Annotated in this window: 12 protein-coding genes and 1 pseudogene; 8 read left to right on the forward strand and 5 right to left on the reverse strand. The window is 75.2% G+C overall.

The window, feature by feature from the left end; translation table 11 throughout:
- Positions 1-93 precede the first annotated feature (93 nt).
- The 3 genes from ACH443_RS07900 to ACH443_RS07910 all read right to left on the reverse strand — a co-directional run bounded on the left by ACH443_RS07900 (position 94) and on the right by ACH443_RS07910 (position 3,836).
- Entirely contained in the window at positions 94-2,121 is a 2,028-nt protein-coding gene (locus tag ACH443_RS07900) for a LuxR C-terminal-related transcriptional regulator (RefSeq protein WP_430590003.1), read from the reverse strand.
- Between the two features lie 113 nt (positions 2,122-2,234).
- Positions 2,235-3,137: an esterase/lipase family protein gene (locus ACH443_RS07905; protein ID WP_430589976.1), complete on the reverse strand. Its 903-nt coding sequence runs from the start codon at positions 3,135-3,137 to the stop codon at positions 2,235-2,237.
- Between the two features lie 102 nt (positions 3,138-3,239).
- Positions 3,240-3,836 carry a DUF1990 family protein gene (locus ACH443_RS07910; protein WP_430589977.1) on the reverse strand — a complete coding sequence of 199 codons (597 nt, stop codon included), beginning with the start codon at positions 3,834-3,836 and terminating at the stop codon, positions 3,240-3,242.
- A 441-nt stretch (positions 3,837-4,277) separates the two neighbouring features.
- Here ACH443_RS07910 and ACH443_RS07915 point away from each other — a divergent pair, with 441 nt between their 5' ends.
- Complete coding sequence (locus ACH443_RS07915; protein ID WP_429764236.1) at positions 4,278-4,667, forward strand: STAS domain-containing protein; 390 nt, start codon at positions 4,278-4,280, stop codon at positions 4,665-4,667.
- Positions 4,668-4,695: 28 nt separating this feature from the next.
- On the opposite strand, the gene ppgK is transcribed toward ACH443_RS07915, so the two are convergent.
- Positions 4,696-5,463: a polyphosphate--glucose phosphotransferase gene (gene ppgK, locus ACH443_RS07920; RefSeq protein WP_429764237.1), complete on the reverse strand. Its 768-nt coding sequence runs from the start codon at positions 5,461-5,463 to the stop codon at positions 4,696-4,698.
- A gap of 28 nt (positions 5,464-5,491) precedes the next feature.
- On the opposite strand from ppgK, the gene ACH443_RS07925 reads away from it, so the two are divergent.
- Both ACH443_RS07925 and ACH443_RS07930 read left to right on the forward strand, forming a co-directional pair.
- Positions 5,492-5,689 carry an SPOR domain-containing protein gene (locus ACH443_RS07925; protein ID WP_429764238.1) on the forward strand — a complete coding sequence of 66 codons (198 nt, stop codon included), beginning with the start codon at positions 5,492-5,494 and terminating at the stop codon, positions 5,687-5,689.
- Between the two features lie 58 nt (positions 5,690-5,747).
- The gene (locus ACH443_RS07930) at positions 5,748-6,611 is read left to right on the forward strand and encodes an alpha/beta fold hydrolase (protein ID WP_430589978.1); all 864 of its coding nucleotides are present in this window, start codon (positions 5,748-5,750) and stop codon (positions 6,609-6,611) included.
- A 7-nt stretch (positions 6,612-6,618) separates the two neighbouring features.
- Here the strand turns inward: ACH443_RS07930 and panB are convergent, their stop codons facing one another.
- On the reverse strand, positions 6,619-7,491 hold the full coding sequence (gene panB / locus ACH443_RS07935; RefSeq protein ID WP_430545163.1) for a 3-methyl-2-oxobutanoate hydroxymethyltransferase: 873 nt from the start codon (positions 7,489-7,491) through the stop codon (positions 6,619-6,621).
- 118 nt (positions 7,492-7,609) lie between these two features.
- Between panB and glnA the strand changes: the two genes are divergently transcribed.
- From glnA to ACH443_RS07960, 5 genes and pseudogenes are all read left to right on the forward strand, one after another.
- A complete protein-coding gene (gene glnA, locus ACH443_RS07940; RefSeq protein WP_429764241.1) occupies positions 7,610-8,947 on the forward strand; it encodes a type I glutamate--ammonia ligase in 1,338 nt (445 codons plus the stop codon).
- Entirely contained in the window at positions 8,944-12,144 is a 3,201-nt protein-coding gene (locus ACH443_RS07945) for a bifunctional [glutamine synthetase] adenylyltransferase/[glutamine synthetase]-adenylyl-L-tyrosine phosphorylase (RefSeq protein WP_430589979.1), read from the forward strand. Before glnA ends, ACH443_RS07945 begins: the two co-directional genes overlap by 4 nt.
- Before the next feature lie 121 nt (positions 12,145-12,265).
- The gene (locus ACH443_RS07950; RefSeq protein WP_430589980.1) at positions 12,266-13,252 is read left to right on the forward strand and encodes a DUF808 domain-containing protein; all 987 of its coding nucleotides are present in this window, start codon (positions 12,266-12,268) and stop codon (positions 13,250-13,252) included.
- A 175-nt stretch (positions 13,253-13,427) separates the two neighbouring features.
- Positions 13,428-13,588 (forward strand): annotated as a pseudogene (locus ACH443_RS07955) (citrate/2-methylcitrate synthase); the annotation flags it as partial.
- A gap of 119 nt (positions 13,589-13,707) precedes the next feature.
- Positions 13,708-14,001, forward strand: coding sequence for a hypothetical protein (locus ACH443_RS07960; RefSeq protein WP_429764244.1), 294 nt, complete (start codon positions 13,708-13,710; stop codon positions 13,999-14,001).
- The last annotated feature ends 76 nt before the right edge of the window (positions 14,002-14,077 follow it).

The raw sequence follows: 14,077 nt of genomic DNA on the forward strand, positions 1-14,077 counted from the left end.
GCCTCCCTGGCGCTGGTCGGGACGGGTTGCTCCGAGGATCCCCGCCTTCCGCCCCTGCCCGGACCACGTGGTTCGCGTAGTCCGTGGCCGGGCCTACGGGGCGACGGGGTCGAAGCGCTCGGAGAGCTGTCGCCGAGACGTGACCCCGAGCTTCTGGAAGACCTTTCTCAGGTGGTAGTCGACGGTGTGGGGGCTGAGGAACAGGCGGGCCGCGATCTCGGCGTTGGTCCGTCCGGCCGCGGCCATCGTGGCGACGGCCCGTTCCTGCGTCGTCAGGTCCTGGCCGGACCGGGCCGCCGGCGCGCCCGCCGTGCCGCCGGCCGCCTCGAGCTCGGCGCGGATCCGGCCCTGGAAGACGGCGGCGCCGCTGCGAGCGGCGTGGTCCAGGGCGAGGTGGAGGTGCGTGGCGGGGTCCCGCCGTCGGCGGGCGCGCCGGAGCCACTCGCCGTAGACGAGGTGCGAGCGTGCGAGCTCGACGGTCGCGCCGGTGCCCGAGAGCGCGTCGACCGACGCCGCGTAGTGCGACTCGTCGTCGTCGGAGCCGGCGAGGGCGAGGGCGCGCTCGGCGAGGCCGCGGCACCATGCGGAGCCGTTCGCGCCCGCGCGCGCGTCAAGAGCCGCGGCAGCGCGTGCCGCGTCCTCGGGCCGACCGCTCCGCACGGCCGCCTCGGCGTAGTCGGCGAAGTGGAGCGGGGTGACCTGCAGGAACGGATCCTCGACGAGCGGGTGGAGCCGTGCGAAGGCCCGCTCGTAGCGGCGCTCGGCGAGGTGGCGGACCGCGAGCGCCGCGGTGGCCGACGCCTCGACACCACCCCACCCGGCAGCGGCGGCGCCCTGCCCGACGGCCTCCACGGTCTCCTCCGGGCTGCCGCTCCAGGCCATGACGGCCGCGTTGACGACGTTCTCGCCGTCGTAGCCCATCGCCCGGCGGACCTCGCGGACCGTCGCGTCGAAGGAGAGGGCGCGGCTCACGGTGCCCCCCATGAGCTCCGAGAGCGCGCCGACCCAGGGCAGGGTGTCGAGCGCCTGCAGGGCGCCCCCGTCCCGCGCGGCGCGCATCGCCCGTTCCAGCCCCGCCCGGCGCCCGGCGTCGTCCCACAGGAAGGCGCCGATCGCGGCGATCAGCGTGCCCCGGTGGACCAGGTCCCGGTCGGGCAGCGCGAGGATCGTGTCGAAGGCCTCGCGGACCGGTCGGACGGCGCGCTCGTACGGCTCGAGGATCAGTGCGGCGACCCCCAGCAGGATCACGGAGGCAGGACCGGGCGTCTCCGCCCCCGCGGCGATCCGGCGCCCCAGCGTCGGGATGTCGACCCCGACCAGGAGCCGGTCCGCGCTGCTGCACCGTTCGAAGGCCTGCAGCAGCGTGCGCTGCTCCCGCTCGACGTCGTGGCCGTGGAACTCGTCGGCGGCCCGGAGCTGGTCGGAGGTCGACGCCCGGACGCCGTCGGGATCGGAGACGAACAAGGCGGCGGCGCTACGGACGAGGATCGCCCGGCCGCGCGTCACCCGGTTGAGGCCCGCCTCCCGGACGTCCGCGAGCAGGCGTACGGCGACGTCGGCGGCCCCTGCTTCCAGGGCGGCCTCGGCGGCACCGACCAGCCGCTCGCCGCGCACCGGACCGGACGGCGTGAGCTCGGCCGCACGGGCGAGGATGCTGGCGCGCGACGACGAGCCGCCACGCTGTGCCGCGAGGTCCGCCGCACGCACGAGGCGTTCCGCGACGGTCTCGTCGGTCCCGCTCGCCGCGCGCGAGGCGTGCCACGCCTCGGCCTCGACGAGGCCGAGCTTTGCGGCGGCCTCCGCGAGCGCGCCGTGGACCCTCCTCCGCTCGGCCCGGGACGCCGACCCGTACACCGCGGACCGGACGAGGGGGTGCCGGAACCCGACGGTCGGTTCGAGGTGCACGAGGCCGGCCGACTCCGCGTCCTCCCGGCGCGAGGGATCGATGGCGAGGGCGGCGCCGGCGATGTCGAGCAGCTCCAGGTCGCCGGTGGAGTCGGTCGCGGCGAGCAGGAGCCAGCGCTGCGAGTCCGGCGGCAGGTGCATGACGCGGCGCAGGTAGTGGGCCTCCAGGTGCTGACCGACGGGCACCGGCTCGGGGCCCAGGCCGAGGTCGGTCATCTCCCGGAGCAGGGGATCGGCCGCCAGATCGACCAGGGCCAGCGGGTTGCCCTCCGTCGCGCGGACGATCGCGGCGGTGGCCGTCGGGGTGAACGGTCCCGCCGCGGACCGGTTCAGCAGCGCCGCGGCCGGCTCGGGCGACAGCCCCGCGAGCGCGAGGACCGGCACCCCGCGCAGCACGGCGGCCAGCTCGCGCTCCTCGCGCCCGGCCAGGACCAGCGCCAGGCGCTCGGCGCCGAGGCGGCGCGCGACGAACGCGAACGCCTCGAGGCTCTCGCGGTCGAGGAGGTGCGCGTCGTCCACGGCGCAGAGCAGCCCGGCACGCTCGGGACGGACCTCCACGCGGGCTCGCCGGACGGCTCGACCAGCGACGCCAGGGCCCCCGGTCGCTGGGCGCCGGCCATCGTCTCGGCGAGACGTCGCGGAAGGTCCTGGGCGAACAGCCGCGGGTACCACTCGGGGTCGATGTACGCGTCGGCGTCGCCCTCCCCGGCGCCCGGGAAGGGGCGCAGCACGAGATGGTCGATCACGTCGGTGTGGCCCCCGCCGAGAGCGTTCGCCGCGGCGACGGACTCTCCCTCGTCGAGCGCGTAGCCGGCCACGTACACGAGCGACTTCACCTGGTCGTTCCCGGTCGCTGCGTTCGTGATGACCGCACCGCCGTACGAGTGGCCCACCAGGACGATCGGGCCGTCCACGGTCGAGAGGAACTGGCGCAGGTACTCCGCGTCGTGCTCGACGCCGCGCAGCGGGTTCGAGAAGGACAGGACCGGGTAGCCGTCGTCCAGCAGCCGTTCGGCGACGACGGTCCAGCCGCTCGAGTCGGCGAACGCGCCGTGCACGAGGACGACGGTGGGCCTGGGTGCGGTCGGACGGCCTTCCGCGACGGCGGCGGGCGCGGCCGAGGGTCCGGCGGACGCCGTCAGCGGAGCCAGACCGAGGACGGTGACGAGCACCGCGATCAGGGCCGCGACGACGCGGCGTGACCGGATCGCCTGCGAGGACTGCTCGGACATGGCGTCTCCTTCGACGAGTTCAGGGGAGCCCAGCCTCCGTGGCCCGGATGCGCTGCGGACCACGCGCCGTGCGTAGTCCGAGGGGCGTCCGGGTCCACGCGCTCACGCGAGCGAGCGGAGGTACCGCCGGCGGTAGAGCTTCTGGGCGACCAGGACCGCTGGGAAGAGCGCCCGCCACGGGCCCCGGCCCGCGCGCGTCAGCGAGCGCAGCGTGAGGTGCACGGTCCCGTCGTCGTCCCGGCGCACGACGAACGCCTCCTCCCCGGCGACGGGATGGCCGTCCAGGGTGCCGTAGGCGAGCGCGACGCGGCGGTCGGTCACGACGATGTCGACGACCTGGACCGGTTCCCGCAGCCGGACCGGGCCGATCCGCGCGACGAGCCAGGAGCGTTCGCCCGCCTGCGCCGCCCGGCCGGGCGCGAGCGGCGGGTCGACGGCGAACCCGCTGCGGGTCTTCACGCCCCACGACAGGACCGCCGTCGAGGCCTCGGCCCACAGCTCCGGCCCGGAGCCGAGCCGGACGGTGCGCTCGTCCGCGCGCCAGCCGGCGGGTGGGAGCCAGCGCTCGACGGCGGGCGCCGTCCCGCCCACGACGTCGTGGCCCAGGCTCTTGTGGCCCAGCCGGTGCGTGGCCAGGAGGATCAGGTCGCCGGGGTCGCCCCCGGCGGTGCGTATGGCCGAGCGCACGGCCGAGCGCACGACCTTTACCTCGGCGCCCGCCTCGGGGGCCACTCGTCGTCGGAGAGGACGTCGACCTGGACCAGGGCCAGGCGGTCGCGCTGAGCCCTCAGCGCGGCGCGGGCCGCGGCGGTGGTGCTCGCGCGGTCCGCGCCGTCACGCACGGTGAACCACCGCCCGTCGTCCCCCCGTCACCTCGGTCACGCAGCCCATCGTGCCGCACCCGCGGGCCCGCCTCGTACGGGCCGGACGTTCGCCGAGATCGGCGGTGCGGGTCGTCCTGACCTGCGTCGTGCCCCGGTACTCTGTGAACGCTCGGTAAAGAAAGTCTCTGGTGAGGTTCCGCCGGAGGTTCGCCGAGGTGTAGCGTGGCGTCGTCGCGACGACGAGGTCGCGAGTCCGGATCGCAGCGCTCGAGCCCGAGGCGCGCAGGGACGCAGGACGTGGGACGAAGGTGTGGCAGTGACTTTCACCGACGAGGCGCAGGCCGGGGGGATCGCCCTGGTGGAGCGGACCGACGTGAGCGTGGTGGACATGTGGGGCGAGATCGACATCGCCCTGCGCAACGAGGCGAGCGCGGCGCTCGCGAGGGCGTTCGAGCGCGACCTCCCCGTCGTCGTCGACACGTCGCGGGTGACGTTCATCGACTCCGCCGGCGTCGCCTTCCTCGTCCAACTCTGCCGGATCGGCCGGGACGAGGGCCTGCGGGTGTCGCTGCACCGGCCGCCGGCCGCGGTCCTCGACGTGCTGCGGATGCTCGATCTCGACGTCCCCCCGGACGCGACCGTCCTCGACCGTCCCGTGACCCCGACGGCACCGACCCCCGCCGCGCCGCACAGCCTCGCCGGCTGAGGGGGGACGACGGAGCGTCAGCAGCGCGTCAGTGGTCGCGACCGCTGGCGGCGAGCGCGGCGGCGCCGACGATCCCCGCGCGGTTGCGCAGGGTGGCGGGGATGATCGGCGCCCGCAGGTTCAGCAGGGGCAGGAACTTCTCGTGGTGCTTGCTCACGCCGCCGCCGACGACGATGAGCTCGGGCGCGAGGAGCATCTCGACCGTCTCGAAGTAGCGCTGCAGCCGCGCGGCCCACTCGTGCCACGACAGGTCGTGGCGCTCGCGGGCGGACTCGGCGGCCCGCGACTCGGCGTCGTGCCCGTCAATCTCGAGGTGGCCCAGCTCCGTGTTCGGCACGAGCACGCCGTCCACGAGCAGCGCCGAGCCGATGCCGGTGCCGAGCGTGACCACGAGGACGACGCCGTCGCGCCCCTGGGCGGCGCCGTACCGCTGCTCGCCGACGCCGGCGGCGTCGGCGTCGTTGACGGCGGTCACGTGCCGGCCCGTGGCCTCGCTGGCCAGCGCGGGCAGGTCGACGCCCTTCCACGACTTGTGCAGGTTGGCGATGAACCGGACGACGCCGTGGTCCATCGGGGCGGGGAAGGCGACGCCGACCGGCACGTGGGGCGGCAGCTCGAACGAGTCGACGAGCTCGGCGAGCACGCCGGCCACGGCGTCCGGGGTGGACCTCTCCGGGGTCGGGATGCGGCGCCGCTCGTCCGCGAACTCACCCGTCGCCAGGTCGACCGGCGCCCCCTTGATGCCCGACCCGCCGATGTCGATGCCGAACGCGACCGGCTGCGCTGCCTCCACCATGGGCCCCATCTTGATGCAGGATCGTCCTATGAGCGACACAAGCCCGGCGCAGTACTGGTACAACACCAAGACCGGTGAGGTCGAGGAGAGCCGCGACCGCTCCAGCTGGAGCCACCGCATGGGCCCCTACCCCTCGCGCGAGGCGGCCCGCAACGCCCTCGACTCGGCCCAGCGACGCAACGACGAGTGGGAGGGCGAGGACGCCGACTGGCGCGGGAAGGACTGACGGCGGAGCCCCGCGCGGCGCACCGATGAGTCCCCGCCCCGACCGGGGTCGGCCCCGCATGACGACGACGATCGAGGCGAACGGCGTCACGCACGGCGTGGCGCACTTCGGCGACGAGGCGGCCCCTCTGGTGCTCTGCGCGGGCGGGACGACGATGCTCTCCTGGCCCGACGCGCTCTGCGCGGCGCTCGCCCGCGGCGGACGCCACGTGGTGCGGTACGACCTGCGCGACGCCGGGGCGTCCACGACCGCGGACCCCGTGGCGCCGGCCTACACGCTGCGCGACCTCGCGACCGACGCCGCGGCGCTCGCCCGGGAGCTCGACGACCGGCCCGCGCACCTGGCGGGCATCGGCGTGGGTGGGATGGTCGCCCAGGTCGCCGCGCTCGACCACCCGGAGGCGTTCGCGGCACTGACCCTGGTCGGCACGCGCCCGGTCGCGCCGGGCCCGGTCGACGACGACCTGCCCGACCACGACGGCGGGGCGATGGGGCGGCTGTTCGCGCTGGCGGAGCCGGACTGGTCCGACCGGGACGCCGTGGCCGAGCACGCCGCCCGAGGCGCCGAGATCCTCGGCGACGACCCTGCCGCGGCGCGTGCGGTCGCCGGTCGGGTCTGGGACCGCACGCCGGGGACGGCGCCGGCGGTGCACGCGGCCAACCAGCAGGGCATGGTCTTCGCCGCCCTCGACTGCATGCCTCGCTGGCGCGAGCGGCTCGGCGACGTCGCGGTCCCGACGCTCGTGGTGCACGGCCGCCGCGACCCGTTCTTCCCGGTCGGGAACGGGGAGGTGCTCGCCCGCGAGATCCCGGGAGCGAGGCTGCTGATCCTCGAGGAGGCCTCGACGGCGGTCCCCGACGCCGCCGCCGGCCGGGTCGCGGCGGCGATGCTCGCCCTGACGGGCGACCCCGGCGCCGCCTGATGCCGGGCTAGCGCTCGAAGGAGTGGGCGGCGTCGGGGAACGTGCCCCCGCGCACCTCGGCGGCGTAGTCCTGCGCCGCCTGGCGCAGCAGGTTGCCGACCTCGGCGAACCGGCGCGCGAACCGCGGCGACCAGTCCGTCATCCCGGCCATGTCGGTCCAGACCAGCACCTGCCCGTCGACGCGCGGGCCCGCACCGATGCCGATGGTCGGGATGCGCAGGATCTCGGTGGCGCGCGCGGCGACCTCCACCGGCACCATCTCCAGCACGACGGCGACCGCCCCGGCCTCCTGCACGGCGAGCGCGTCCTCGCACAGCGCCTCCGCGGCGTCGTCGCCCCGGCCCTGGACCCGCGGGCCGCCGAGGATGTTCTCCGACTGCGGCGTGAAGCCGAGGTGGCCGACGACGGGGATGCCGGCGTCGGTGAGCGCGCGGATCTGGGCCGCCGACCGGCGGCCGCCCTCGAGCTTGATCGCGGCGGCGCCGGTCTCCTTCATGACCCGCACCGCGGAGGCGAGGGCCTGCTCCGGCCCGGCCTCGTAGGTGCCGAACGGCAGGTCGACGACGACGAGCGCGTGCTCGGCGGCCCGGGCGACGGCGCGGGCCGGCGGGATCATGTCGTCGAGGGTGACCGGCAGCGTGGTCGCGTGCCCGTGCATGGTGTTGCCGATCGAGTCGCCGACGAGCAGCAGGTCGAGACCCGCGGCGTCGAAGATCCGTGCCGTCACGGCGTCGTAGGCCGTGAGCATCGTGAGCTTCTCCCCGCGCTCCTTGGCCTCGGCCAGGTGGTGGACCCGGACGCGGCGGCGGCGCGTGAGGTCGGCGGCGGGCGAGGGGGCTGCGGCGACGTCGGCGGCGGCGTCGTGACCGGGGTTGGACATGGCGGCCAGCCTATGCCTCCGACGCGCGGTACCGGGTATCCGTCCAGGTCGGGGCCCGGCGCGCGCAGGGGAGGTGCCAGGACATACCCCGTTAACACTTCTCGGGCAGGATGGGCTCATGGACAGGCAGCAGGAGTTCGTGCTCCGCACGGTCGAGGAGCGCGACATCCGCTTCATCCGGCTCTGGTTCACCGACGTGCTCGGGGTGCTGAAGTCGGTGGCGGTCGCCCCGGCCGAGCTCGAGCAGGCGTTCACGGAGGGCATCGGCTTCGACGGCAGCTCCATCGAGGGGCTGACGCGGGTCTACGAGGCGGACATGATCGCCAAGCCCGACCCCACGACGTTCCAGGTGCTGCCCTGGCGCGGCGAGCGGCACGGCACGGGCCGCATGTTCTGCGACATCCTCACGCCGGACGGCGAGCCCTCGCTGGCGGACTCGCGCAACGTGCTCAAGCGGCAGCTTGCCAAGGCCAGCGACCGGGGCTTCACCTTCTACACGCACCCCGAGGTCGAGTTCTACCTGTTCAACCAGCTCGCGGCGCCGGAGGACCCCTTGGTCCCGGTCGACAACGGGGGCTACTTCGACCACCTGGCCCGCGGCAGCACGCACGACTTCCGCCGGGCCGCGATCACGATGCTCGAGTCGATGGGCATCTCGGTGGAGTTCTCCCACCACGAGGCCGGGCCGGGTCAGAACGAGATCGACCTGCGGTACGCCGACGCGCTGACCACGGCGGACAACCTCATGACCTTCCGCACGGTGGTCAAGGAGGTCGCGCTCGAGCAGGGCGTGTTCGCGTCGTTCATGCCCAAGCCGATGGCCGACCAGCCGGGCTCGGGGATGCACACGCACCTGTCGCTGTTCGAGGACGACCAGAACGCCTTCCACGAGCCGGGCGCCCAGTTCGAGCTCTCGAAGACGGCCCGGCAGTTCATCGCCGGCCTGCTGGTGCACGCCGCCGAGATCACGGCCGTGACCAACCAGTACGTCAACTCGTACAAGCGGCTGTGGGGCGGCGCCGAGGCGCCCAGCTACATCTGCTGGGGCCACAACAACCGGTCCGCCCTCGTGCGCGTGCCCATGTACAAGCCGGGCAAGGGCAACTCCGCCCGCGTGGAGTACCGGGCGCTCGACTCGGCGGCGAACCCGTACCTCGCGTTCGCGGTGCTGCTCGCCGCCGGTCTCAAGGGCATCGAGCACGGCTACGAGCTGCCGGAGGCCACGGGGGACGACGTCTGGGAGCTGACGGACCGCGAGCGGCGTGCTCTCGGCATCGCCCCGCTGCCACAGTCGCTCGACGAGGCGATCGAGCTCATGGAGCGTTCCGAGCTGGTGGCGGAGACGCTCGGGGAGCACGTCTACGACTTCGTCCTGCGCAACAAGCGGCAGGAGTGGGACGCCTACCGCGCGCAGGTCACGCCCTACGAGCTGCGCCGGTTCCTGCAGAACCTGTGACCGCCCGCCCGCCGACCCTTACGAGCCGGCTGCTGCACGCGGGCTTCGCTGACCTCACCAGGTCGGCGTCGCTCTGGTCCGACCCGGCGCTGCAGGAGGCCCTCGCTGAGCCCGGTCGTGCGGACGCGCTCCTGGCGGCGGTCGGGACCTGCGCCGACCCGGACCTCGCGCTCCTGCAGCTGGTGCGGCTCGCGGAGCACCCCGATGCCCGGGAGCGGCTCGGGGCGCTGCTCGACGAGGGCGCCCCGCCGCGCGCGCGCACCCGCCTCCTGGCCGTGCTGGGGGCGTCGTCGGCCCTGGGCGACGAGGTCGTGCGCCGTCCCGAGCTGCTCGACGTCCTCGCGGTGCCCGACGGGGCGGCGCTCGACACGGACGACATCGACATCGACGGCGACGGCGACGGCGACGGCGACGGCGAGGGAGAGGACGGCGGCGACCCCGGCCCGCGCACCGTGGCGGGCCCGGCCGAGGTGCGCGCCGCGCTGCTGCGCGCCGTGGGCGCCGACCCGGCCGCCGCGGTGCCGGTCGCGGCCGACCCGGATGCCGGTCCGGGCGTCGGCTGGCCGGACGCGGGCGCGGCGACCACCACGGACGCGCTGCGCCGGGCCTACCGCGCCCGGCTGCTGGCGCTGGCCGCCGACGACCTCACCGCGAGCGAGCCGCTGACCCGCATGCCCGTCGTCGGGGCGGCGCTCGCCGACCTGGCGTCGGCCGCCCTGGAGGCCGCGCTCGCCGTCGCGCGGGCCGAGCTGGACGACCACGGCGCGGGCGTGCGGCTCGCCGTCCTGGGCATGGGCAAGACCGGCGGCCGCGAGCTGAACTACGTCTCCGACGTCGACGTCGTGTACGTGTGCGAGCCGGGCGAGCTGCCGGACGGCGGCGTCCTCGACGAGGAGACGGCGCTCGCCGTCGGCACCCGTCTCGCGTCCGGGCTGCAGCGCGTGTGCTCAGCCACCTCCGCGGAGCCCGCCCTGTGGCCGGTCGACGCCGCGCTGCGGCCCGAGGGCGCGCAAGGGCCCCTGGTACGCACGCTGGCGAGCCATCTCGCGTACTACGAGCGGTGGGCGGAGACGTGGGAGTTCCAGGCCCTGCTCAAGGCGCGCCCCGTGGCCGGCGACGCGGGGTTGGGCCGCGACTACCGGGCGGCCGTCGACCCGTTCATCTGGTCGGCCGTCCATCGCGAGCACTTCGTCGAGGACGCCCGGGCGATGCGCCGCCGCGTCGAGCAGCACGTCCCCGCCGCCGAGGCGGACCGGCAGATCAAGCTGGGCAAGGGCGGCCTGCGCGACGTCGAGTTCACCGTGCAGCTGCTGCAGCTCGTGCACGGTCGCGCGGACCCGAAGATCCGCTCGCCCCACACGCTGTCCGCGCTCGCCGCCCTGGCCGCCGGCGGGTACGTCGGGCGCGAGCACGCCGCGCGGATGGCGGTCTGCTACCGGTTCCTGCGCGCGCTGGAGCACCGCGTGCAGCTGTTCCGGCTGCGACGGACGCACCTGCTGCCCACCGCGGAGGGGGACCTGCGCCGCCTCGCGCGGTCGCTCGGCATGCGCGCCGAGGGCGCGAAGGGACTGCTGGAGCGGTGGCGGGCGACGCGTCGCGAGGTGCGCGCCCTGCACGAGGAGGTCTTCTACCGGCCGCTGCTGCCGGCCTCGGCGCAGCTGTCGGACGCCGAGCTGTCGCTGTCCCCGGACGTCGCGCGCGAGCGGTTCGCCGCCGTCGGCTACCGCGACCCCGAGGGCGCGATGCGGCACGTCGTGGCGCTGACGTCGGGCACGTCGCGCCGGGCGGCGCTGCAGCGGCAGCTGCTGCCGGTGCTGCTCGGCTGGTTCGCCGAGGGCGCCGACCCGGACGGCGGGCTGCTGGCGTTCCGCAAGCTGTCCGACGAGCTGGGCGCCACGCCCTGGTACCTGCGGCTGCTGCGCGACTCCGAGAACGCCGCCTATCACCTGAGCCGCCTGCTGGCCTCGTCGACGTACCTCGCCGACGCCCTGGCACGGTCGCCCGAGTCGGTGCGCTGGCTCGCGGACACGTCGGGCCTCGAGCCCCGTGGCCCGCAGCGGCTGGCCGCGGAGGCGGACGCCATCCTCACGCGGGCCGACGAGCCGACGTCCGCCGCCCAGCGGCTGCGGGCCCTGCGCCGTCGCGAGCTGGCCCGGACCGGGGCCGCCGAGGTCCTCGGCCTGCTGCCGCCCGTGGACGCCGCGGCCGCAGTCTCGGACGCCGCGGACATGGTCCTTGCCGGTGGACTGCGCGCCGCCGAGCACGCGGCGCGCACCGAGCTCGGGCTGGGCGAGTCGTCGGAGGCGAACCCCACCCGGTTGCTCGTCGTCGCGATGGGGCGGCTCGGCGGACGCGAGATGGGGTACGGCTCGGACGCCGACGTGATGTTCGTGCACGAGCCGGTGCCGGGCGCCGCGCCGCAGCTCGCGCAGGACTTCGCCACGCGCGCCGCGACGCGCCTGCGCGCGCTGCTGTCGGAGGTCGGCCCGGAGCCGACCCTGCCGGTGGACGCGGACCTGCGCCCGGAGGGCCGGCAGGGGCCCCTCGTGCGCACCCTCGACTCGTACGCCGAGTACTACGGGCGGTGGTCGAGCGTGTGGGAGGCCCAGGCGCTGCTGCGTGCCCGGCCGGTGGCGGGCGACGCCGGCGGAGCGGGCTCGCTGGGTTCCCGGTTCGAGGCGCTCGTGGACCCGCTGCGCTATCCGGCCGGCGGGCTCGACGACGCCCGCCTGCGGGAGGTGCGGCGGATCAAGGCGCGGGTCGAGGCGGAGCGGCTGCCCCGGGGCGCGGACCCGGCGCGCCACCTCAAGCTCGGGCGCGGCGGCGTCGCGGACGTCGAGTGGACGGCGCAGCTGCTCCAGCTGCAGCACGCGGGCGAGGTGTCGGCACTGCGCACGACCGGCACGGTCGCGGCGCTCGACGCCGCGACCGCGGCGGGCCTCCTGGACCCCGAGGACGCCGCTCAGCTGCGCGACGCGTGGGTGCTCGCCTCGCGCGTGCGGTCCGCCGTCGTGCTCTGGTCCGGGCGCACCACGGGAGCGCAGACCGACCGGCTGCCGCACGACTCGCGCGACCTGGCCGGCGTCGCCGCCCTGCTCGGCGACGTGGGCACCGGGGGAGAGCTCGAGGAGCTCTACCTCCGCACCGCCCGACGCGCCCGCACGGTCGTGGAGCGCGTCTTCTACGGCGAGGAGTGATGCGCTGCCGAGCGCGGGTCTCCCTGCGCCGCGGCATGCGGCACGATATGTCCATGCTGATGTCATCGCCGTCGCCCGCGGGCGCGCCGACCGCTCGCCGCCGACCCTCGGGAGCGGTGGCGTGAGCGCCGGCCTGCTCGGGCTGCTCGACGACGTCGCGGCGATCGCCAAGCTCGCCGCCGCCTCGCTCGACGACGTCGGCGCCGCCGCCGCGAAGGCGACGGCGAAGGCCGCGGGCGTCGTCGTCGACGACACGGCCGTGACGCCGCAGTACGTGCACGGCGTCGCCGCGAACCGTGAGATCCCCATCGTCAAGAAGATCGCCTGGGGCTCGATCCGGAACAAGGTGTTCTACATCCTCCCGGTGGCGCTGATCCTCAGCCAGTGGGCGCCGTGGCTGCTCACCCCGATCCTCATGCTGGGCGGCACGTACCTGGCCTTCGAGGGCGCCGAGAAGATCTGGGGGCGCCTGCGCGGTCACGAGGGGCACGACAAGCCTGCCGCGACGGTGGGACCGGACGCGGAGAAGAGCCTCGTCGCCGGCGCTGTGCGCACCGACCTCATCCTGTCCGCCGAGATCATGGTCATCGCCCTCAACGAGGTGGCGCACGAGCCGTTCTTCTCGCGGCTGGTCATCCTGCTGGTCGTCGCGCTCGCCATCACCGTGATCGTCTACGGCGTCGTCGGCCTCATCGTCCGGATGGACGACATGGGCCTGGCGCTCGCGGGCCGCGACTCCCGGGGCAGCCAGCGCGTCGGACGTGCCCTCGTGACCGGGATGCCCAAGGTGCTCGCGGTGATCTCCGTCGTGGGGACCGTCGCGATGCTGTGGGTCGGCGGCCACATCCTGCTGACCGGCACCGACGAGCTCGGGTGGCACGCGCCCTACGAGTTCGTGCACCACCTCGAGGAGGCCGTCGCGCACGCCGTGCCCGGCATCGGCGGGTTCCTCGGCTGGCTGGTCAACACGTTCTTCTCCGCCCTGGTCGGCGTGATCGTGGGCGCCGTCGTCGTCGCCGTCATGCACGTGCTGCCCTTCGGGAAGAAGCACGGGTCCGAGCACGGTGCCGAGGGCGAGGCGGCGGCCACCGACGAGCCGCAGGCCTGAGCCGCCGTCCGCCCGGGGTTCCCCAGGGCGGGCGACGGGCTCACGAGCGGGAGGTCACCTCCGTCGCGGCGACCCTGGACGCCGCCAGGTCTGGCGTTGAGCTCGCTCGTCGCGACCGTGCAGCAGCGGGATCATCCTGGCCACCCGGTGCATGTCCTTCTCGGTGCGGTACGACCCGTCCGGCCCGGCCTACCACCTCATCGGCTTCGACACGGAGCTGCTCACCCCGATCTTCGTCACCTCGCGGGCTGGACGGCGCACGTCCAGGAGCCGCTCGCCTCGAACGCGCTCATCCGGCCGCTCAGCGCCTACGACGGCGTGCCCGAGCGGCACGTCGACGGCTACGTGCCCGGCGACGCCGCGCTCGCGCCCGCGACCCGGGAGGTGGAGCAGGCGGGGAGGTGGCACCGCGCCGTGGGTAGAACACATGTTCGAATCAGGGCTATCCTGCTCGCGTGGGAAGCAGGCGACGGGACGAGGCCGGCGGGTCGTCGGGCGCGGTCGACAGGGTGCCGCTGCGCGACGCGGCGGAGGGCGCGCCGGGGCGGTCGCGCGACGGCGCGCACGTCACGCGCCCCGAGCGCGGGATCCCCGTGCGGGCCTGGATCACGTCGCGCCAGTCGGGCGAGCAGCTCGTCGACGGCGAGGCGACCGCCTGGACCGACGCGCAGGTGCACGTGCGCTACATCGACTCCCATGGTCGGGAGGGCTTCGTCTGGCTGTGGGCGGGTGCGGTCACCCGGCGGTAGGGGGCATCGCGCAGGAGCCGTCGCGCGGCTGTCGAGCCGGCCGACCGCGGCCTAGCCTGGGACTTGCGACCCGTGG

It is taken from the genome of Isoptericola sp. NPDC019571, from assembly GCF_044389385.1.
Taxonomy (GTDB): Bacteria; Actinomycetota; Actinomycetes; order Actinomycetales; family Cellulomonadaceae; genus Isoptericola; species Isoptericola nanjingensis.